This window comes from Bacillus sp. jun7, assembly GCF_051034795.1.
Lineage (GTDB): Bacteria > Bacillota > Bacilli > Bacillales > Bacillaceae > Bacillus > Bacillus velezensis.
Map to the genome: position 1 here is coordinate 3,689,278 of NZ_CP093219.1, position 20,903 is coordinate 3,710,180.

General features: G+C 47.4%; 19 protein-coding genes, 1 other RNA gene and 1 other annotated feature. Of the genes, 16 read left to right on the forward strand and 4 right to left on the reverse strand.

All coding sequences use genetic code 11. The features are described 5' to 3' along the window. Positions 1-19: 19 nt before the first annotated feature. Complete coding sequence (gene yajC, locus MJQ52_RS18320; protein ID WP_003152695.1) at positions 20-280, forward strand: preprotein translocase subunit YajC; 261 nt, start codon at positions 20-22, stop codon at positions 278-280. A gap of 51 nt (positions 281-331) precedes the next feature. Here the strand turns inward: yajC and MJQ52_RS18325 are convergent, their stop codons facing one another. After that, positions 332-718, reverse strand: a complete 387-nt coding sequence (locus MJQ52_RS18325; protein ID WP_003152697.1) for a TIGR04086 family membrane protein — start codon at positions 716-718, stop codon at positions 332-334. 166 nt (positions 719-884) lie between these two features. On the opposite strand from MJQ52_RS18325, the gene MJQ52_RS18330 reads away from it, so the two are divergent. Further along, a complete protein-coding gene (locus MJQ52_RS18330; protein WP_003152699.1) occupies positions 885-1,541 on the forward strand; it encodes a DUF421 domain-containing protein in 657 nt (218 codons plus the stop codon). Positions 1,542-1,548: 7 nt separating this feature from the next. Here the strand turns inward: MJQ52_RS18330 and spoVB are convergent, their stop codons facing one another. Continuing rightward, a complete protein-coding gene (gene spoVB, locus MJQ52_RS18335) occupies positions 1,549-3,105 on the reverse strand; it encodes a stage V sporulation protein B (protein WP_025649680.1) in 1,557 nt (518 codons plus the stop codon). 115 nt (positions 3,106-3,220) lie between these two features. Between spoVB and MJQ52_RS18340 the strand changes: the two genes are divergently transcribed. The 8 genes from MJQ52_RS18340 to dtd all read left to right on the forward strand — a co-directional run bounded on the left by MJQ52_RS18340 (position 3,221) and on the right by dtd (position 12,544). After that, positions 3,221-3,517, forward strand: coding sequence for a post-transcriptional regulator (locus MJQ52_RS18340; protein WP_007408189.1), 297 nt, complete (start codon positions 3,221-3,223; stop codon positions 3,515-3,517). Positions 3,518-3,553: 36 nt separating this feature from the next. Further along, positions 3,554-5,773 carry a protein translocase subunit SecDF gene (gene secDF / locus MJQ52_RS18345; protein WP_070082161.1) on the forward strand — a complete coding sequence of 740 codons (2,220 nt, stop codon included), beginning with the start codon at positions 3,554-3,556 and terminating at the stop codon, positions 5,771-5,773. 131 nt (positions 5,774-5,904) lie between these two features. After that, on the forward strand, positions 5,905-6,402 hold the full coding sequence (locus MJQ52_RS18350) for a cation:proton antiporter regulatory subunit (RefSeq protein ID WP_012118088.1): 498 nt from the start codon (positions 5,905-5,907) through the stop codon (positions 6,400-6,402). Positions 6,403-6,465: 63 nt separating this feature from the next. Next, entirely contained in the window at positions 6,466-6,792 is a 327-nt protein-coding gene (locus MJQ52_RS18355; RefSeq protein WP_003152709.1) for a LapA family protein, read from the forward strand. 55 nt (positions 6,793-6,847) lie between these two features. After that, entirely contained in the window at positions 6,848-9,208 is a 2,361-nt protein-coding gene (gene recJ, locus MJQ52_RS18360; RefSeq protein WP_094247697.1) for a single-stranded-DNA-specific exonuclease RecJ, read from the forward strand. A gap of 5 nt (positions 9,209-9,213) precedes the next feature. Further along, complete coding sequence (locus MJQ52_RS18365) at positions 9,214-9,726, forward strand: adenine phosphoribosyltransferase (protein ID WP_003152714.1); 513 nt, start codon at positions 9,214-9,216, stop codon at positions 9,724-9,726. A gap of 157 nt (positions 9,727-9,883) precedes the next feature. After that, the gene (relA, locus tag MJQ52_RS18370) at positions 9,884-12,088 is read left to right on the forward strand and encodes a GTP diphosphokinase (protein ID WP_060674703.1); all 2,205 of its coding nucleotides are present in this window, start codon (positions 9,884-9,886) and stop codon (positions 12,086-12,088) included. Positions 12,089-12,100: 12 nt separating this feature from the next. Next, positions 12,101-12,544 (forward strand): D-aminoacyl-tRNA deacylase, encoded by a 444-nt coding sequence (gene dtd / locus MJQ52_RS18375; RefSeq protein WP_007408194.1) that lies wholly within the window; start codon positions 12,101-12,103, stop codon positions 12,542-12,544. Between the two features lie 25 nt (positions 12,545-12,569). Here the strand turns inward: dtd and MJQ52_RS18380 are convergent, their stop codons facing one another. Further along, on the reverse strand, positions 12,570-14,132 hold the full coding sequence (locus MJQ52_RS18380) for an SH3 domain-containing protein (RefSeq protein WP_094247698.1): 1,563 nt from the start codon (positions 14,130-14,132) through the stop codon (positions 12,570-12,572). Positions 14,133-14,262: 130 nt separating this feature from the next. Between MJQ52_RS18380 and MJQ52_RS18385 the strand changes: the two genes are divergently transcribed. From MJQ52_RS18385 to MJQ52_RS18405, 5 genes are all read left to right on the forward strand, one after another. After that, positions 14,263-14,433: a YrzK family protein gene (locus MJQ52_RS18385; RefSeq protein WP_094247699.1), complete on the forward strand. Its 171-nt coding sequence runs from the start codon at positions 14,263-14,265 to the stop codon at positions 14,431-14,433. A gap of 60 nt (positions 14,434-14,493) precedes the next feature. Then, positions 14,494-14,726: a binding site (T-box leader), on the forward strand. A gap of 63 nt (positions 14,727-14,789) precedes the next feature. Continuing rightward, on the forward strand, positions 14,790-16,064 hold the full coding sequence (gene hisS / locus MJQ52_RS18390) for a histidine--tRNA ligase (RefSeq protein ID WP_094247700.1): 1,275 nt from the start codon (positions 14,790-14,792) through the stop codon (positions 16,062-16,064). A 14-nt stretch (positions 16,065-16,078) separates the two neighbouring features. Continuing rightward, entirely contained in the window at positions 16,079-17,857 is a 1,779-nt protein-coding gene (gene aspS / locus MJQ52_RS18395; RefSeq protein WP_007408199.1) for an aspartate--tRNA ligase, read from the forward strand. Positions 17,858-17,919: 62 nt separating this feature from the next. Continuing rightward, positions 17,920-18,112, forward strand: a non-coding RNA gene (gene ssrS, locus MJQ52_RS18400) — 6S RNA. Between the two features lie 71 nt (positions 18,113-18,183). Then, positions 18,184-18,948 (forward strand): tRNA threonylcarbamoyladenosine dehydratase, encoded by a 765-nt coding sequence (locus MJQ52_RS18405; RefSeq protein ID WP_094247701.1) that lies wholly within the window; start codon positions 18,184-18,186, stop codon positions 18,946-18,948. Positions 18,949-19,023: 75 nt separating this feature from the next. On the opposite strand, the gene MJQ52_RS18410 is transcribed toward MJQ52_RS18405, so the two are convergent. Beyond that, positions 19,024-20,292: a replication-associated recombination protein A gene (locus tag MJQ52_RS18410; RefSeq protein WP_003152729.1), complete on the reverse strand. Its 1,269-nt coding sequence runs from the start codon at positions 20,290-20,292 to the stop codon at positions 19,024-19,026. Between the two features lie 194 nt (positions 20,293-20,486). On the opposite strand from MJQ52_RS18410, the gene cymR reads away from it, so the two are divergent. Beyond that, positions 20,487-20,903 (forward strand): cysteine metabolism transcriptional regulator CymR, encoded by a 417-nt coding sequence (cymR, locus tag MJQ52_RS18415; protein WP_094247702.1) that lies wholly within the window; start codon positions 20,487-20,489, stop codon positions 20,901-20,903.

Genomic DNA, 20,903 nt, shown 5'->3' on the forward strand with positions numbered 1-20,903 from the left:
CTTGAAAGGAGGGAAACAGATGGGTACTTTAGGCACAATCGTTCCTATTATTTTAATGTTTGCAGTGCTTTATTTCCTGCTCATCCGTCCGCAGCAAAAGCAGCAGAAGGCCGTACGCCAGATGCAGGAAGAGCTGAAAAAAGGGGATTCAGTGGTGACAATCGGAGGATTGCACGGCACTGTTGATTCAATTGATGAAAGCAAGGTCGTCATTAAAACAGGTGATAACACCCGTTTAACATTTGACCGCCGCGCAATCAGAGAAGCTTCCGCTGAATAACAGCGAAGCTCATACATACAAAAAAAGAGCGGAGAATCCGCTCTTTTTTTATTACGCTGATCTGCTTCCTTTCAAATTCACTCCGAAAATGCCGCCCAGCATACTGACTCCCAAAAAGCCGAGATGAAACAAAAGCTGACCGGATGTAAACGTTTTTCCGAACCCTAAATATTGAAACAGCAAGATGATTAATGAAAAACAGACGGCGGTTAACGCTCCGATCATCCAGCCTTTTTCCTTCGCTTTGCCGCCCGATATAAAACCTCCCGCAAATAAAGAAAGAAAAGAAAGCGCGGTGATCAGCCAGCTGAAAGATGATTCTTCCATTGAGGTAACCGTCAGTAAAAGCGAAATCGCCAAACTTGTAAGAAGCATCACCGCAAAAATAGCCACTAAACCGTACAAAACGCCTCTTCCCACTTGTTTCGTTTCTTCCATTTTTATCTCCTCTCCGCACTGCGGCCTGATATATGACAAGCCGGAGCCCGTCTTTTTCTAAATGTATTCTCTGAATGTTCGAATTAGACGTAAATGCATGATGTTCAGCCCGTTTATTACATAATTCAGAGCCGATGGCAAATGCTATGACCGTTGGAGGTGCGATATGGAAGATATTTTCATTATTACGTTTCGTACGATTGTGCTTTATTTTATCATTCTTGTGATTTTCAGACTGATGGGAAAACGGGAAATCGGAGAACTGAGCATTTTAGACCTTGTCGTCTCCATTATGATTGCCGAGATTGCCGTATTGGCAATTGAAAATGTAAAAGATAAGCTTTTGCACACAATAGTGCCGATTGTCGTTTTAATGATTATTCAAGTAAGCCTTGCTTTTATTTCGCTCAAAAGCCAAAAAATACGGCAGCTGCTTGACGGAAAACCCACCATTATTATAAAACAGGGAAAAATTGATGAACGAGCGATGAGATCGCAGCGCTACAATTTTGACGATCTTCTTATGCAGCTGAGGGAGAATAACATCGATAGAATCTCTGACGTGTCGTACGCCATTTTGGAGTCTTCGGGCAAACTGTCAATCGTCAAAAAGAAAAACAATAAGGATAAGCAGATGGAAACATCGCTTATCGTTGACGGGGTCATTCAGAACGAGCATCTGGACAGAATCGGGAAAGATAAACACTGGCTTGAAAAAAATTTAGCAAAAAGAGGATATCGCGATCTTTCGGTTATATCATTCTGCACGTTTACGGACGGCGCTTTTTTTATTGATCTTAAAGATGAAAAAGGGGAGCCATAAATCGGTTTCACCGCGTCACGAACTTGCCGATGACCGGAATCCGGATCAGCTCTTCCCTTTTAATCAGCCTGAATAACAGAAGAAGCGCAATGTACAAAATCGAGGTCATTGCAATCCAGCCTGTGAGATTAACAGCCTCTGATCCTGAAAAATGAACGGCGTGCTTGATGATGCGGCTGACATAACCGCAAATGAATATGACGGCAAAACAGAGCGCGTATTCTTTTATTTTAATGCTGATCGGAAGCACCTTGCTTACGGTGGCCGCATGCAGCAGGGTGACAAGGACCATCCCCGTTACAATCGCAAGTGCGGCGCCCATGATGCCCAAGGAAGGCCTGGTCGCCAAAACAAAAATTAGGCCGGTTTTGACAGCGGCGCCGATAAAACTGTTCATCATGGCGGCCCCGGCTAAATTGAGAGCCTGCAGCACCGCCTGAAGGGGCCCCTGAAAATAGTAAAGCAGAAAAAACGGCGCCATCACTTTAACAAATACCGCCGCATTAGTTGATCCGTACATGACGGACATCAGTTCATCAGCGAAAGAGAATAAAATAACCACCGAAATGCCTCCGCTTAAAAGACACAGCCTCATCGCCTGTTCCAGACGGTATTCGACAACTTGCAGCTTTTTTTGCTCCATTCCTTCACTGATCGCAGGAACAAGCGCTGTTGACAGAGAATAGGTTATAAAGCTGGGCAGCGTCAAAACCGTCATGGCAAATCCGGTCAGCTCTCCGTACTGGCTGGTGGCGGCAGCGGTGGCCACTCCTGCAATCGCAAGGCTCTGCGCGACGACAATAGGTTCAAAAAACCAAGATAAATTTCCGATGAAGCGGCTTCCGGTTGTCGGGAGCGACACGCTCATCAGCTGGCGGAAGGTTTCTTTTCCATTTGCGATCGACTTGAAAAATTGTTTTCTGATTCTGATTGTTTTATTTGCTTTAAAACAAATGAATAAATAAATAAGAGAGGCAAGCTCCCCGATGACAGACGAAATCATGGCTCCTGCTGCGGCATATTCAATCCCGTACGGCAGAAACACCGTCGTGCAGACTGCGACAAGTGAAATCCGCACGATCTGCTCAAGCACTTGGGAAAACGCCAGCGGGTTCATATTCTGTCTGCCCTGAAAGTAACCGCGGAGCACGCTGGAGATCGCGATAATCGGCACGACGGGCGTAATCGCCAGAAGCGGGTAAACCGTGCGCTGATCCGTCAGCATCGTTTCGGACATAATCGGCGCAAAGCATAAAAACAGCGGCGTGAAGATGAGACTTAATATCCCGGTGACGGTAAGCGACATCACTAAAATGTGTTTCATTTTCTGCCGGTCCCCCCGCGCGCTTGCTTCAGCGACAAGTTTGCTGATGGCAACGGGGAGGCCGAATTGAGTCAAAGTGGTGGCCAAGAAAAATGTCGGGGCAGCCATCATGTATAAACCGACCCCTTCTTCACCGATAAACCGGGCGATAACCACCCGGTTGACAAAGCCGAGCATTCTCGTAATCATCCCGGCTGCGATGAGAATAAGAGTGCCCCTTAAAAAAGTCTGTTTTGCCATTTTATAAACCCCTGCCTTCTCAAACTACCTGGAATCATATACAATAAAGATATGCGCCGATGTCGTCCGAGCATGACAAGTCTTCGAGAAAAATGGAAAAAGGAGCGAGCGCCCAGTGGAGAAACATCCCGCCGAAATGTACAAAGATCATTTGCGGCCTTTCTTGTACAGTAAACTTGAAGAGTTCAAAATCCTCGGATACGATGATGTTGAGCACGAGAGTTTATGGTCATACTTAATACATAAAAAGTGGAAACAGAAAAAGGAACTGCCGCTGCATGAATTGGCCGGTCATATTTTATCAGTTAAAATTGGCGATTTTATGAACTATGCAACCGTTGAAGCTTTTAAGTCGTCTAATTGGCTGGAAAGCGATGAGGGTCAGGAAGCTTTGGATGAACTGCTGAGATAATGATTTGACGGCATAGGTTTAAGGAGGAAATACATAATGAAAAAAGGACGCTTGATTGCGTTTTTCCTGATCGTATTATTGATCGGCACAGGGCTGGGGTATTTTACAAAACCGGCTGCCGATAATATTACGTTAGGATTGGATTTACGCGGCGGGTTTGAAGTTCTGTACGATGTGCAGCCCGTCAAAAAAGGCGATAAAATCACAAAAGACGTGCTCGTCAGCACGGTGCAGGCGCTGAACCGCCGGGCTAACGTTCTCGGCGTAAGCGAGCCGAACATTCAGATTGAAGGAAATAACCGTATCCGCGTTCAGCTGGCTGGCGTCACGAACCAGAACAGGGCGCGCGAAATTCTGTCAACGGAAGCGCAGCTCTCGTTCAGGGATACGAATGATAAAGAGCTGTTAAACGGCTCTGATCTCGTGGAAAACGGCGCGAAGCAAACCTTTGATCCGACGACGAACGAACCGATTGTCAGCGTTAAGCTGAAGGATGCGGATAAGTTCGGAGAAGTGACGAAAAAAGTCAAGAAAATGGCGCCAAATAATCAGCTTGTGATCTGGCTTGATTACCAAAAAGGCGATTCATTTAAAAAAGAAGTCGGTAAAAAACATCCGAAATATGTATCCGCTCCGAATGTGAGCCAGGAATTAAACACGAAGGATGTCACGATTGAAGGCCAGTTCACCGTTCAAAAAGCGAAGGACTTGGCCAATATTTTAAACGCGGGCGCGCTGCCTGTGAAACTGACCGAAAAATACTCTACTTCAGTAGGGGCGCAATTCGGACAGCAGGCTTTGCATGATACGGTAGAGGCCGGCATCATCGGTATTGCAATTGTTTTCTTATTTATGCTGCTTTATTACAGACTGCCTGGACTCATAGCGGTCATTACGCTTTCTGTATACGTGTATATTACGCTTCAAGTGTTTGACTGGATGCAGGCGGTGCTGACGCTTCCGGGTATTGCGGCTCTCATTTTGGGTGTCGGGATGGCGGTTGACGCCAACATCATCACCTATGAACGGATAAAAGAAGAACTGAAACTCGGCAAATCCGTACGCTCAGCTTTCCGTTCAGGGAACAGACGGTCATTCGCGACGATTTTCGATGCGAACATCACAACGATCATCGCAGCGGTCGTGCTCTTTATTTTCGGGACAAGCTCTGTAAAAGGGTTTGCGACGATGCTGATTCTGTCAATTCTGACAAGCTTTATTACAGCTGTCTTCCTTTCAAGATTCCTGCTCTCCCTTCTCGTGGAAAGCAGATGGCTTGACCGGAAAAAAGGCTGGTTCGGCGTCAAGAAAAAACATATTATGGACATTCAAAAAACGGATGAAAATACTGAACCGCATACGGCATTCCAAAAATGGGATTTCACGAGCAAGCGAAAATATTTCTTTATTTTCTCAAGCGCTGTAACCATTGCGGGAATTATCATCTTGCTGGTCTTTAAGCTCAACCTGGGAATCGATTTTGCAAGCGGTGCGCGGATTGACGTGCAGAGCAATCATGCATTGACGGCGCAGCAGGTTGAAAAAGACTTTGACTCTCTCGGCATGGATCCGGAAAACATCGTGCTCTCGGGTAAAGAGAACCATGTTGCCGCGGCCAGGTTTGTCGGAGAGCCATCTAAAGAAAAGATCGCTGAAATCAAAACGTACTTTAAGGACAAATACGGATCTGAACCGAACGTCAGCACGGTATCGCCGACAGTCGGAAAAGAACTGGCCCGTAATGCTTTATATGCTGTCGCCATTGCATCAATCGGCATCATTATTTACGTATCAATACGTTTCGAGTACAGAATGGCTATCGCCGCAATTGTATCCCTGCTGTATGACGCTTTCTTTATCGTCGCGTTTTTCAGCATTACAAGGCTGGAGGTTGACGTAACCTTTATCGCCGCTATTCTCACCATAATCGGTTACTCGATAAATGATACGATTGTTACATTTGACCGGATACGCGAGCAGATGAAAAAACGCAAGCCGAAGTCATTTGCCGATCTGGAACACATCGTGAATCTGAGTTTGCAGCAAACCTTTACACGTTCGATCAATACGGTCTTGACCGTTGTGATTGTGGTCGTCGTGCTGCTCATTTTGGGCTCATCGTCAATTACAAACTTCTCCGTCGCCTTATTGGTCGGTTTATTGACGGGCGTTTATTCCTCTCTTTACATCGCCGCGCAGCTGTGGCTTGTATGGAAAGGAAAAGAATTTAGAGGGAAAAAATCAATCGAAGAGTAAAAGGAAACAGGCTGTCTTCCGGAAGGCAGCCTGTTTTTTTTAGGCCGCATTGAACTTAAAACCTGCATTTGCTATAATGACATACGCTTACATAATCAATCATCATTGTAAAAACATGTAGGAGGGTTCTTATGAACGTTCGTGAGTCGGAGCTTCCGGGCATCGGCCAGAAAGTAGAAGTCATTACGAAAAATCACGATAAAATCAGTATTATTCTTCATGATGACGGCAGAAAAGAGCTCTATTACTTCGATGAGAATGATCATGACGAATGCTTGGCATCCGTTGAATTTAACGACGAAGAGGCAAGGCAGATTTCCGCTATTTTAGGCGGGATGACGTATAAGCCGAAAGCGCTGGAATCTGTGGAAGTCGCGCTTGATGACCTCGTCATTGAGTGGTTTAAAGCCGAATCTCATGCACCGGCTGTCAGCCGTACAATCGGAGATTTGGAGATCAAGAAACATTACAACGTCCAGATTATTGCGATCGTGAAGAAAAACCGGCAAAAACAGCTGAGTCCCGGTATTGATACCGTAATTGAAGAAGGGGACACCCTCGTCATATCGGGAGAAAGAAGCGGACTGAAAAAGCTGGTCCGCGAGCAGTTGACGGCCCGGATTTCCTGAGGCCGGGGTTTACTCCCGGGAAAACGGGGGAAAAGATAAGAATCAATAATTGGGGGCAGACGCATGAATAAACAATGGACTATTATATTTGCTTTACTATTTACTCTGATTGTCGCCATCTTTGCTGTCATTAACGTGCGGGCGGTTGAGGTTGATTATCTGTTCGGAACCGCTGAATGGCCGCTGATTTTAGTCATTTTAGGCTCTGTGTTAATGGGAGCGCTGATCGTGTTTTCAGCCGGTATATTTCAAGTGATGAAACTGAAGCGCGAAATTAAAATGCTGCGGAAAGAAAACAGATCCGCAGGTGAATTGACGGCTGATTCGGACGGCAAAAAAACAGCCGCTCCGCCGGAAGAAATGCTTGAAGAGAAAAAAGGATCAGAATAACATTTGAAACCCCTCAGTCCGCTCTAGTATAATAGGGTGGTTGAGGGGTGAATTTATGTTAGCGTCAAAAATGCGCTGGGAAATCCAGCAGCCGGATCAGGAAAAAGTCAAATCACTCACAGAACAATTGGACATAACACCTCTTGTGGCATCACTGCTTGTAAAAAGAGGTTTTGATACTGCCGAAAGCGCAAGGCTGTTTTTACATACAAAGGATGCAGACTTTTATGACCCGTATGAATTAAAGGGAATGCGGGAAGCAGTTGATCGGATAAAACTGGCGGTTTCTCAAGGGGAACCGATTATGATTTACGGAGATTACGATGCAGACGGCGTTACAAGCACGTCAGTGATGCTGACGGCACTCAGACAGCTGTCGGCGGACGTTGACTTTTATATTCCCGACCGTTTTACAGAAGGCTACGGCCCGAATGAACAAGCTTTCCGCTCCATAAAAGAGCGGGGATTTTCGCTGATCATTACAGTGGATACGGGAATCGCCGCCGTCCATGAAGCTGAAGTCGCAAAAGAGCTGGGCTTAGACGTCATTATTACCGACCACCATGAGCCGGGACCCGAGCTTCCTGACGTATTTGCGATCATCCATCCGAAGCAGCCGGGATGCGGCTATCCGTTTAAAGAATTGGCCGGCGTCGGTGTGGCGTTTAAGCTTGCCCACGCGCTTACGGGTTCTTTGCCGGAAGCTATGCTGGACTTGGCGGCAATCGGTACGGTTGCAGATCTGGTGCCTCTTCATGATGAAAACAGATTAATTGCGTCACTCGGAATTGAAAGGCTTCGGACGACAAATCGGCCGGGCCTCAAAGCTCTGATTAAGCTTTCCGGCGGAGATATCGGACAAGCTGATGAGGAAACGATCGGATTTCAGGTCGCACCGAGGCTCAATGCTGTCGGAAGAATAGAACAGGCCGATCCCGCCGTTCACCTGCTGATGACCGAAGATCAGTTTGAAGCGGAGGAACTGGCTTCGGATATTGACCGGCTGAATAAAGAGCGGCAGAAAATGGTGAAAACCATGACCGAAGAGGCTGTTGAAATGGTTCAGCAGCAAGGCGGAAACCCGTCTGCCATTGTAGTGGCAAAAGCCGGCTGGAATCCGGGAGTCGTCGGTATTGTCGCATCGAAGCTGGCTGAACGTTTTTACCGGCCCGCTGTTGTGCTTGGAATAGATGAGGAGCAGGGAATCGCTAAAGGGTCGGCGCGAAGCATCAGGGGCTTCAACCTTTTTACGAGCCTTTCACAGTGCAGAGACATTCTTCCTCATTTCGGCGGGCATCCGATGGCGGCCGGAATGACGTTGAAGGCTGAAGATGTGGCGGAATTAAGGGACAGGCTGAATCAAATGGCTGAAGAAACCCTGACGGAAGAGGATTTTATTCCCGTTCAGGAGGTTGATCTTGTCTGCGGCGTTGAAGACATAACCGTTGAAAGCATTACAGAATTGAATATGCTGTCGCCGTTCGGCATGCTTAACCCTAAACCGCATGTGATGGTGAAAAATGCCGTGCTTGATGATGTGCGCCTGATCGGAGCGAATAAAAACCACGTAAAAATGACGGTGAAAAGTGATTCCGCCGTCCTTGACTGCGTCGGCTTTAACAAAGGAGAGCTGGAAGCCGGAGTTGTTCCCGGATCAACGATTTCCATTGTCGGCGAGATGTCCATTAATGAATGGAACAACAGAAAGAAGCCCCAGCTGATGATTAAAGATGCTGCGGTGCCGGAATGGCAGCTTTTTGATATTCGAGGCAAGCGGACGTGGGAAGATACGGTCACCGCGCTGCCGAAGGAAAAACGGGTGCTCATCAGCTTTAACGAAAAAACCGCTCAGAAGCTCCGTGAAAAAGAGCTGTCGGGCGAGCTTGCCGAGATCACTTCGGAATCCGAGGCGGAAGTTCTCCAGCTTGACGGAAAATATGCCGTTTTTCTGGATGTGCCGCCGTCAGCGGATCGCCTGCAGCATTTGCTAGACGGAAAGAAGCCGGAACGGATTTATTTTGTTTTTATCAATCATGAAGAACATTTCCTGTCCTCATTTCCATCGCGGAATGATTTCAAGTGGTTTTACGCATTTCTCTTGAAAAGGGGCGCTTTTGACTTCGGCAAGCATGGTTCAGAGCTTGCGAGACACAGAGGATGGTCAATTGACACAATCAATTTTATGACAAAGGTGTTTTTTGATCTCGGTTTTGTTAAAATAGAAGATGGTGTGCTGTCTGTCGTGAACGGCGCGAAAAAACGCGACCTGGCAGATTCGCAAACCTATCAGGTAAAACAGCAGCTGATGGAATTAGACCAGAAGCTCAATTATTCCGCAGCCCATGAGCTGAAGGAATGGCTGAATAAGCTGATGAACCAAGGTTCAGAGGCTTATGAAAGTACGAGGAGGACATAGAACAGATGGATCTTAAAAAATACGTAACAATTGTGCCCGATTACCCGAAAGAAGGCGTACAATTTAAAGATATTACGACATTGATGGACAAAGGCGACGTATACCGTTACGCCACTGACCAGATTGTTGAATATGCAAAAGAAAAAGAAATTGATTTAGTTGTCGGGCCTGAAGCGCGCGGCTTTATTATCGGCTGTCCGGTTGCATACGCGCTCGGAGTCGGTTTTGCCCCGGTTCGGAAAGAAGGAAAACTTCCGCGTGAGGTCATTAAAGTCGATTACGGTTTGGAGTACGGAAAAGACGTACTGACGATTCATAAAGATGCGATCCTGCCGGGACAGCGCGTGCTGATTACTGATGACTTGCTTGCAACAGGCGGCACGATCGAAGCAACGATTAAGCTAGTCGAAGAACTGGGCGGCGTCGTAGCCGGTATTGCATTCTTAATCGAGCTTTCTTACCTTGACGGCAGAGACAAGCTTGACGATTACGATATTTTAACATTAATGAAATATTAACCGCATATGGAAAAAAGCACTCGTGTCAGGGTGCTTTTTTCCTATTATTTCATCATCCTGACAGATTCTTTAGGTGTTTTGAACTTCTGCCCTTTACATCTCTCGTTTTTTTCTTGATAATAAACTAATACAGTTTACATTTAAAAAAGGTGATTCCATGGCGAACGAACAAGTATTGACTGCCGAGCAAGTAATAGATAAAGCGCGCACTTATCTGCCGGAGGAGCAGATTGCGTTTGTTGAGAAAGCTTACCTGTATGCGCAAGACGCGCATCGCGAACAGTACCGCAAATCAGGTGAGCCGTACATCATTCATCCGATTCAGGTGGCGGGGATCCTCGTGGATCTGGAAATGGACCCTTCCACAATTGCGGGCGGATTTCTGCATGATGTGGTGGAGGACACGGATGTCACCCTCGACGACCTGAAGGAAGCATTTTCTGAAGAAGTGGCGATGCTTGTCGACGGCGTGACGAAGCTCGGTAAAATTAAGTATAAATCTCAAGAGGAGCAGCAGGCGGAAAACCATCGAAAAATGTTTGTCGCTATGGCTCAGGATATCAGAGTCATATTGATCAAGCTGGCGGATCGCCTTCACAATATGCGGACGTTAAAGCATCTTCCGCAGGAAAAGCAGCGGAGAATTTCAAATGAGACGCTGGAGATTTTCGCTCCGCTGGCCCATCGGCTCGGGATTTCTAAGATCAAATGGGAGCTGGAAGACACCGCTCTCCGTTATTTGAATCCTCAGCAATATTACAGAATCGTCAACCTCATGAAGAAAAAGCGCGCGGAACGCGAACTTTATGTCGAAGAGGTTGTCAATGAAGTGAAAAAACGCGTTGAAGAAGTGAATATTAAAGCGGACTTTTCAGGACGTCCGAAGCACATCTACAGCATTTACCGCAAGATGGCGCTGCAAAATAAACAGTTCAATGAAATATATGATCTGCTCGCCGTCCGTATTCTTGTCGGAAGCATTAAAGACTGCTACGCCGTACTCGGCATTATTCATACGTGCTGGAAGCCGATGCCGGGCAGATTCAAAGATTATATTGCGATGCCTAAGCCGAATATGTATCAGTCTCTGCATACGACCGTAATCGGGCCTAAAGGCGATCCGCTGGAAGTGCAGATCAGAACGTTTGAGATGCATGAGATCGCTGAATACGGGGTGGCCGCACACTGGGCATATAAAGAAGGCAAGGCTGCAAACGAAGAAGCGACATTTGAGAAAAAACTGTCCTGGTTCCGTGAAATTCTGGAATTCCAAAACGAGTCTACCGATGCGGAAGAATTTATGGAATCGCTGAAAATCGATCTGTTTTCTGACATGGTATACGTATTTACGCCAAAAGGCGATGTCATTGAACTGCCGTCAGGCTCTGTGCCGATTGATTTTTCCTACAGGATCCATTCGGAGATCGGCAACAAAACAATCGGGGCGAAAGTGAACGGAAAAATGGTGACGCTTGACCATAAGCTCCGGACGGGCGACATCGTCGAGATTCTGACGTCCAAGCATTCTTACGGTCCGAGCCAAGACTGGGTCAAACTGGCGCAGACGTCCCAGGCGAAACACAAAATCCGCCAATTCTTTAAGAAACAGCGCCGGGAAGAAAACGTCGAAAAAGGCCGTGAGCTTGTCGAGAAAGAAATTAAAAATCTTGATTTTGAAGTGAAAGATGTTTTAACGCTTGAAAATCTTCAAAAAGTTGCCGACAAGTTCAATTTCTCAAATGAAGAGGATATGTACGCGGCGGTCGGGTATAACGGCATTACCGCTCTTCAGGTGGCCAACAGGCTCACCGAAAAAGAACGGAAGCTGCGTGACCAGGAAGAGCAGGAAAAAATCGTTCAGGAAGTCACTTCCGAGCCGAAACATTATCCGCAAGGGAGAAAACGGGAAGCGGGTGTGCGCGTAAAAGGCATTGACAACCTTCTCGTCCGCTTGTCGAAATGCTGCAACCCGGTGCCGGGCGACCATATTGTCGGTTTTATTACAAAAGGGCGCGGTGTATCCGTTCACCGGGATGACTGTCCGAACGTCAAAACGAATGAAGCGCAGGAACGTTTGATCCCCGTTGAATGGGAGCATGAATCACAGGTTCAAAGGCGCAAAGAATATAACGTTGAGATTGAGATTTTGGGGTATGACCGTCTCGGGCTTTTAAATGAGGTGCTCCAAGCCGTAAATGAAACGAAAACCAACATCTCCTCTGTCTCCGGCAAATCCGACCGCAATAAAGTCGCTACGATTCATATGGCGATTTTTATTCAAAACATCAATCATCTGCACAAAGTGGTCGAGCGGATTAAACAGATCAGAGACATCTATTCAGTCCGCCGGGTAATGAACTAAAAGGAGCTTGCTATGAAATTAGTTGTTCAGCGTGTAACAGAAGCGAGTGTGACGGTTGACGGCGCTGTCGCCGGCCGGATCGGACCCGGTATTATGGCGCTTGTCGGTATCACTCATGAAGATACAGAAGAAGATGCCGCTTACTTGGCGGATAAAATCGTGAATCTTCGGATTTTTGATGATGAAAGCGGCAAGATGAATTTATCGCTTTTGGATACGGGCGGGGAGATTTTATCCGTTTCCCAGTTTACGCTTTACGGCGAAACGAAGAAAGGGAGACGCCCGAATTTTATGAATGCGGCTAAACCGGATCAGGCTGTGCTCCTTTATGAAAAGTGGAACGAACTCCTTCGGGAAAAAGGAGTCAAAGTGGAAACCGGAATATTCGGAGCCATGATGGATGTTCAGCTGACGAATTCCGGGCCGATTACATTGATTATGGATTCTAAACAATAAAAAAGCTGCCGTTCGGCAGCTTTTTTTATGATTGAAAATAATGTTCCAATCCGCTTTCAATTCCGTCTGTCACTTTTTCCTGGTAAGAGCCGCTATGTATGATTGTTTCTTCTTGCGGTTGACTGAGATAGCCGAGCTCATACAGCATGGCAGGCCGTTTATTTTCCCTCAGGACGTAATAATCGCCAAACAGAACGCCGCGATCCGGGATAGGGGAACGCTTCACTACTTCAGAATGGACGTCTGAGGCAAGCTGGCGGTCCTTAGACGGACTGTAATAATAAGCCGTGCTTCCCCGCGTTGACGTATCGGCATAGCTGTCATAGTGAATGCTGATAAAGGCATCCGCATTCCGGTAATGAGAGGTTGAAACCCTGGCCTGCAGGCTGATAAATGTATCATCCTGTCTGGTGATATACACGTTTGCACCGGCCGCTCTCAATTTTTGGGCCAGCAGCTTAGCTGTTTTAATCGTTACGTTTTTTTCAAACTTTCCGGAGTAGCCGATCGTTCCGCTGTCTTTTCCTCCGTGTCCGGGATCAACGACGATCGTTTTGTTTTTAAGTGAGCCGCTGCCGCCTGACGTGATGGGAGAAGGTGCTTCGCCTGTTTCCTCACCGCTTTTTGACGTTTGTACGACCCAGTTTGCCACATATGCGGTTTGTCCGTTCTCAAGCCGGACTTCATACCATTTGCCGCTTGAGCCGACAATCGGGTAGGCTGCGCCTTTATCTGCTCTTTTTACGATAGAAGCGGAAGTCGAGGCCGAGCTCCTTAAGTTGGTGCCGCCGTAAACAATATACGCTTTTTTCGAGGAGCCTGAGCCCGCAGAACCGTCTCCCGAGCCGGATGCGCTGCCCGATGAGTCAGAATCCTTTATGATGTAGTGGCTTGCTGCCCAGCCTTTTTGACCGTTTGCTTCAATTTTCAGCCAGCCGTGGTCTTCACTTAAGATGGAAACCTTTGTTCCGCGTGATAATTTAGTCATAATCGCTGAATCATGTGACGCTGCACTTCTGACATTCAATGAAGAAACGCCGACAGTCCCGCTTTTTGACCCGCTTCGGGCCGAAGTTGCTTTCGTATCCGATCCGCCGCTGTCCGCAGTGACGTATTCGGAAGAAACCCACCCGGTTGTGCCTTGATAAGAAATGTTCACCCATCCGCTGTTCTTGTCCAGCACGGATGCATGCGCGCCTTGCGGAAGTTTGCCGATGACTTCATACGATGTCCCCGGGCCTTTTCTGATGCGGAGGTCAGGATCGGTGGAAGTGACCGTTCCGCTTGTTGCGGATGAATTGTCTGCTCCCCCGGCTGTTTTTGATATCAGCCAGGAAACGACCCATCCGGTTTTACCGGGGCTCAGCTGAAGCTGTACCCAGTCTCCCTCTTCTTTAGTGATCGGGTATCTTTCCCCTTTTTTCACTTCAGCCTTAATTCCGTAGCTCAGGCCGGGACCGCCTCTGACATTGATCTTGTCTGTCGCGATGACCGCTTCTCCTTCTGCGGCGATTGCGGTGTGAAATGACGGAAGAAGCGCTGTGATGATGACGCCGCATAAAATAAGAGCAAGAGTTCTCTTCTTCATGGCTGTCCTCCTTTCTGAACTAACTAAAATACATTCTTGTATAATATCGTATTTTCCTTGCTGAATGTTAAATAAAAATAAAATGGTTTGTTTATACTAGTCATAAATACAGCGAAAAGGTGTGCAAATCATGAAATATCAACCAAAAATGGGACGCGCGCTGCACGATGCGGAAGGAAATCTGCACTTCAGTGATCAGAGCGATAGAGAAAAGGCGGGTTTTCTAGAAGAGACGTCGACGGAGTTCGGTCTCTTATCGAAAGAAGCGGTCGCAAGGAAAAACAGACGGAATAAAACTTGACAGGGGAGTGCAATCCCATTATTATAATAGAAATTGATGTACATAAGTCATGATAACGATTTTGAACCGATAATGGAGAAGAGTAGGTCAGAATGCATGGAGAAGAGAGGAACCGTCCCGGGCTGAAAGCGGATCCGCACTGCATCTTTCTCGAAACAACACTCCGGAGGTTCCCTGCTGAACGCTTTTGCAAGTCATTAGGCAGCGGACGTGAACCTGCGTTAAAGGTCAGAGCGGGGATGCTTCGGCATTCCAACTAGGGTGGCACCACGGGTATAACTCTCGTCCCTACTATACATGTATAGTAGGAGCGGGAGTTTTTTTATTTGAAGAAAGACATTAAGGAGGCCTGTAACATGGCATATCACATTCCAAGAGGCACACAGGACATACTGCCGGGTGAATCAGACAGATGGCAGTTCGTCGAACAAATTATGAGGGAGACGTGCCGCACTTATCAATATAAAGAAATCCGCACGCCGATCTTCGAGCATACGGAATTATTCGCAAGAGGCGTCGGTGAGTCTACAGATATCGTGCAGAAAGAAATGTACACGTTTGAAGACCGTAAAGGGAGAAGCTTGACGCTTCGGCCGGAAGGAACAGCCGCCGCAGTCCGTGCGTTCAATGAAAATAAATTATTTGCGAACCCGGTGCAGCCGACGAAGCTTTATTATGTCGGACCGATGTTCCGTTACGAACGTCCGCAGACAGGGCGTTTCCGCCAATTTTATCAATTCGGAATTGAAGCGATCGGCTCCAAAGATCCGGCCGTGGATGCAGAAGTCATTGCGCTTGCGATGAGTATTTACCGTAAAGCCGGTTTGAAACATGTCAAGCTTGTGCTGAACAGCCTTGGTGACCAGGAGAGCCGCAAATCCTACCGGGAAGCGCTCGTCAAACATTTTGAACCGCGCATCGGAGAGTTTTGCTCAGACTGCCAGTCGCGCCTGCACACAAATCCGCTCAGAATTCTTGACTGCAAGAAAGACAGAGAGCATGAACTGATGAAAACGGCTCCGTCCATTCTTGATTACTTAAATGAAGAATCAGCCGCTTATTTTGAGAAGGTAAAACAATATTTAAACGATCTCGGCATCCCGTTCGAAATAGATCAGAACCTTGTCAGAGGGCTTGATTATTATAACCATACCGCTTTTGAAATTATGAGCAATGCCGAAGGATTCGGAGCGATTACAACCCTTGCCGGCGGGGGCCGCTATGACGGGCTTGTTGAACAGATCGGCGGACCTGAAGCGCCGGGTATCGGATTTGCGATGAGCATCGAACGTCTGCTGGCAGCCATTGACGCTGAGAAAACAGAGCTTCCCGTCAATCAGGGGATTGACTGCTACATCGTGACGCTCGGAGAAAAAGCGAAGGATTATTCCGTTTCCCTTGTGTACAAACTGAGAGAAGCGGGCATCTCAAGTGAAATCGATTATGAAAATAAAAAGATGAAGGGCCAATTCAAAACGGCTGACCGTCTCGGCGCACGTTTTATTGCGATTTTAGGGGAAGATGAGCTTGCTCAAAATAAAATCAATGTAAAAGATGCGGAAACAGGAGAGCAGCGTGAAGTGGTGTTAGACGAGCTGATACAAGTGTTAAAGGCAGATCAAAAGCAGTGAAGGAGAGGAACGCTATGTTTGGAAGAACATATTATTGTGGCGAGATAACTGAAAAAGCGATTGGCGAAACCGTCAAACTGAAAGGGTGGGTGCAGAAACGGCGCGATCTCGGCGGCTTGATTTTCATTGATTTGCGGGACCGCTCGGGTATTGTGCAAGTCGTGTTCAACCCTGACGTATCGAAGGAAGCCCTTGCCGCAGCGGAAGCAATCAGAAACGAATATGTGCTTGATATCGAAGGCACGGTTTCTGCCCGTGAAGAAGGCACGGTGAATCCCAACCTGAAAACCGGTAAAATTGAAATCAAAGCTGAAGCGGTGACGGTGCTCAGTACGGCGAAAACGCCTCCGTTTCCGATCAGTGACCAGGCGGCTGACGTTTCTGAAGACGTCCGGTTAAAACACCGCTATTTGGATTTGCGCCGCCCGGCGATGTTTCAAACATTGCAAATGCGCCATCAAGTCACAAAATCCATCCGCCATTTCTTGGATGAAAACGGATTTCTTGATATTGAAACACCGATTTTAACAAAAAGTTCTCCCGAAGGCGCCCGTGATTACTTAGTGCCGAGCCGGGTGCATGAAGGGGAATTTTACGCCCTTCCGCAATCGCCGCAGATTTTTAAACAGCTTCTGATGGTGTCGGGCTTTGAACGGTATTATCAAGTGGCCCGCTGCTTCCGCGATGAAGACTTGCGTGCCGACCGCCAGCCGGAATTTACGCAGATTGATATTGAAATGTCCTTTATGAGTCAAGAGGACATCATGGCTCTGGCGGAAGAGATGATGGCGAAAGTCATGCTTGAAACAAAAGGTGTTGAAGTACCGCTGCCGCTTCCGCGAATGACATATGAAGAAGCGATGAACAGCTACGGTTCCGACAAACCCGATACCCGCTTCGGCATGCTGCTGACGGACGTGTCAGACATAGTGAAAGATACTGAATTTAAGGTGTTCTCATCAGCCGTGGCAAACGGCGGCGTTGTAAAAGCGATCAATGTCAAAGGCGCTGCCGGCGACTATTCCAGAAAAGATATCGATGCGCTCGGCGTTTTTGCCGGAAATTACGGCGCGAAAGGTCTCGCTTGGGTGAAAGTTGAAGCTGACGGCGTAAAAGGCCCGATTGCGAAATTCTTTGATGAAGAGAAGCAGGCAAAACTGGCTGAAGCGCTGGATGCTTCTGAAGGCGATCTGCTCCTGTTCGGCGCTGATAAGTTTGAGGTTGTGGCTCAATCCCTCGGAGCGCTTCGCTTAAAACTAGGTAAAGAACGCGGCCTGATTGACGAAAGCCTCTTCAACTTTCTGTGGGTTGTGGACTGGCCGTTACTGGAGCATGACGAGGAAGAAGGCCGTTTCTATGCGGCTCACCATCCGTTTACAATGCCTGTCCGTGAAGATCTTGACCTGATTGAAACGGCGCCTGAAGATATGAAAGCGCAGGCTTACGACCTTGTCTTAAACGGCTATGAACTCGGCGGAGGCTCAATCCGTATTTTTGAAAAAGACGTTCAGGAAAAAATGTTCGGGCTTCTCGGCTTTACAAAAGAAGAAGCGGAGGAGGAGTTCGGATACCTTCTTGAAGCCTTTGAATACGGCGCCCCTCCGCACGGCGGAATCGCGCTCGGCTTAGACCGGTTGGTTATGCTTCTTGCAGGCCGCACTAACTTAAGAGATACGATCGCTTTCCCGAAAACGGCAAGCGCAAGCTGCCTTCTTACGGAAGCGCCCGGCGAAGTGAGCGACGCCCAGCTTGAAGAACTTCACCTTTCTGTCAAAAGAAAAGTGAAACAGTAAAGATCAGCAGTTTGTTTCTTGAAAATCAAAATCTGCTGTGATATGATTTTGACAAGTTAAATAAAGTCCTGATGTGTTAGTTGTACACCTAGTTTTGACCGAACATTTTTTTGATTTGGGAGCCCGCATTTTTAAATGGCGTACATGCCTCTTTTCATTCGCTAAAGAGGACTTACAAGATTTAAAAAAGGGCACCCACCTGCTGAGAGCGGGTTCAAAACGAAGGAAAGCTGCAACGGCACAATTGGGACTTTATTTTTTGTGCGCTAAAACCAGCGGCTTTCTGACAAGCCGAGTTTATAAAACCAGAATGTGGAGTGAGTCTCTTGTTACATCAGTTTTCCAGAAATGAGCTAGCGATTGGAAAAGAAGGGCTGGACACGTTAAGAAACAGCACGGTTGCCGTTCTCGGCGTCGGCGGAGTCGGTTCATTCGCAGCCGAAGCATTGGCGAGGTCCGGAGTGGGGCGGATCGTGCTTGTCGATAAAGATGATGTTGACATTACAAATGTAAACCGCCAGCTGCATGCGCTATTGTCGACGGTGGGACAGCCGAAAACAGAATTGATGAAAGAGCGGATCGCTGATATTAATCCGGATTGTGACGTCGTCGCCTTAAAAATGTTTTATACAGAAGAGACGTATGAGCAGTTCTTTGAGTATCCGCTTGATTACGTCATTGACGCGTCGGATACGATTCATTATAAAATTCATCTGATGAAAGAATGTCTGAAACGGAATGTTCCGCTGATTTCAAGCATGGGAGCGGCGAATAAAACAGACCCGACACGCTTTCAGATTGCTGACATTTCAAAAACCCATACTGATCCGATTGCCAAAGTCGTCCGCACAAGGCTTCGTAAAGAGGGCATTAAAAAAGGCATACAGGTCATTTTTTCTGATGAAAGCCCGATCGTCATCCGTGAAGACGTCAGAAAAGAAGTCGGGAATGATGAAGCGAAAATCCGCAAAGCGCAAATGCCGCCGTCTTCCAACGCCTGGGTTCCGTCAGTGGGCGGTCTGATTATGGGCGGACATGTTGTCATGGAGCTCTTAAAGGACATCGACATTAAACGGGTTAAAGATAAGTAAAAAGAAAAACAGCCTTCTTCAGGAAAGGCTGTTTTTTTATTTGAATCCGCCGTTTACACGAAAGATCTTGTCCGGTTATTTTTTCTGCTTCATCAGTTTTTCATACACTTGCTTTATGGCGGCTTCAAATTTCCCCGTTTGTTTCGGTTTATAGTATTGCTTGTTTTTTAACGGATCGGGCAAATATTGCTGTTCGACCCATCCGTTCTCGAAATCGTGAGGATATTGATAGCCGATCCCGCGTCCGAGCTCTTGGGCCCCTTTATAGTGAGCGTCTTTTAAATGTTTCGGCACATCGCCGATTTTACCAGTCCTGATGTCTTTGAGCGCCTCATCAACGGCTGAGATGGCGGAGTTTGATTTTGGCGAGAGGCATAATTCGATTACCGCATTGGCCAGCGGAATTCTCGCTTCCGGAAAGCCGATCCGTTCTGCGGTCTGAATCGCGCTCAGCACCCGGGGGCCTGCCTGCGGGCTTGCGAGGCCGATATCTTCATAGGCGATCACGAGAAGTCTTCTTGATATGCTTTCAAGGTCTCCGGCTTCGATCAGACGGGCCAGATAATGAAGGGCGGCGTTTGCATCCGAGCCCCGGATCGATTTTTGGAACGCGGATAAGACGTCATAATGCGCATCGCCGTTTTTATCATGGGTATAGCTTTTTTTCTGCAGACATTCCTCCGCCGTTTCCCGTGTAATCCGGATCGTGCCGTCGCTTGATTCCTTTGTGGAGAGCACGGCAAGCTCCAGTGCGTTCAAAGCGGAGCGGACGTCTCCTCCGCATCCTTGTGCGAAATGATCCATCGCGTCGTCGTCCACCGAAACGCTGTAGGAACCGAGTCCCCGGTGTTCATCTGTGAGCGCTCTTTTCAATGCCTGCTTGATCAGGTCGGGTGTTAACGGTTCAAGCTCAAATATCTGGGTTCGGCTTCTGATGGCCGGGTTAATGGCATGATAAGGATTGGCGGTCGTCGCGCCGATTAAAATAATCATGCCGTTTTCTAAATAGGGCAGCAGAAAATCCTGCTTTCCCTTATCAAGCCTGTGCACTTCATCAAGGATTAAAATGACCTGACCTGACATTTTCGCTTCCTGTACGACAATCTCCATGTCTTTTTTATTATGAATGACGGCATTCAATTTCCTGAATGCGATGCTTGTCGATCCTGCGATCGCTGTGGCGATGGACGTTTTTCCGATGCCCGGCGGTCCGTACAGGATCATGGATGATAAGTGCTTCGCACGCACCATTCTGCCGATGATTTTATCTTCTTTGACCAAATGTTCCTGGCCGATAATGTCTTCGATATTGGCAGGCCGCATCCGATATGCCAATGGTTTCATGAACATCTCTCCTTACATATACAGGGTAACGGAAAACGGCCGATTAGAAAAGCGAATTGCGGCGGGCCCCGTGTTTCAATGAAAATTAGGATAAGTTATGTTATAATAACAGTTGGTCTATAAGATACTAAACAGATTATTCATATCCATTTACTTGTATAAATTAACAATTAGAATTGACTGGGGTGTTCATATTGAAAATATCGACAAAGGGAAGATACGGGCTCACCATTATGATTGAATTGGCGAAAAAGCACGGAGACGGTCCGACGTCGCTCAAAAGCATCGCCCAAACAAACAGCCTTTCTGAGCATTACTTGGAACAGCTTGTATCACCGCTCAGAAACGCCGGACTCGTAAAAAGCATCAGAGGCGCTTACGGGGGTTACGTGCTCGGGGGCCAGCCTGAAGAGATAACGGCCGGAGATATTATCAGAGTGCTGGAAGGGCCGATCAGCCCGGTAGAAGTGCTTGAGAATGAAGAGCCTGCCAAGCGGGAGTTATGGATCCGCATCCGCGACGCTGTAAAAGACGTGCTGGACAGCACGACGTTAGAAGACCTTGCGAGCTACACGGACGGCGAGCAGGAAGCTTATATGTTCTATATTTAA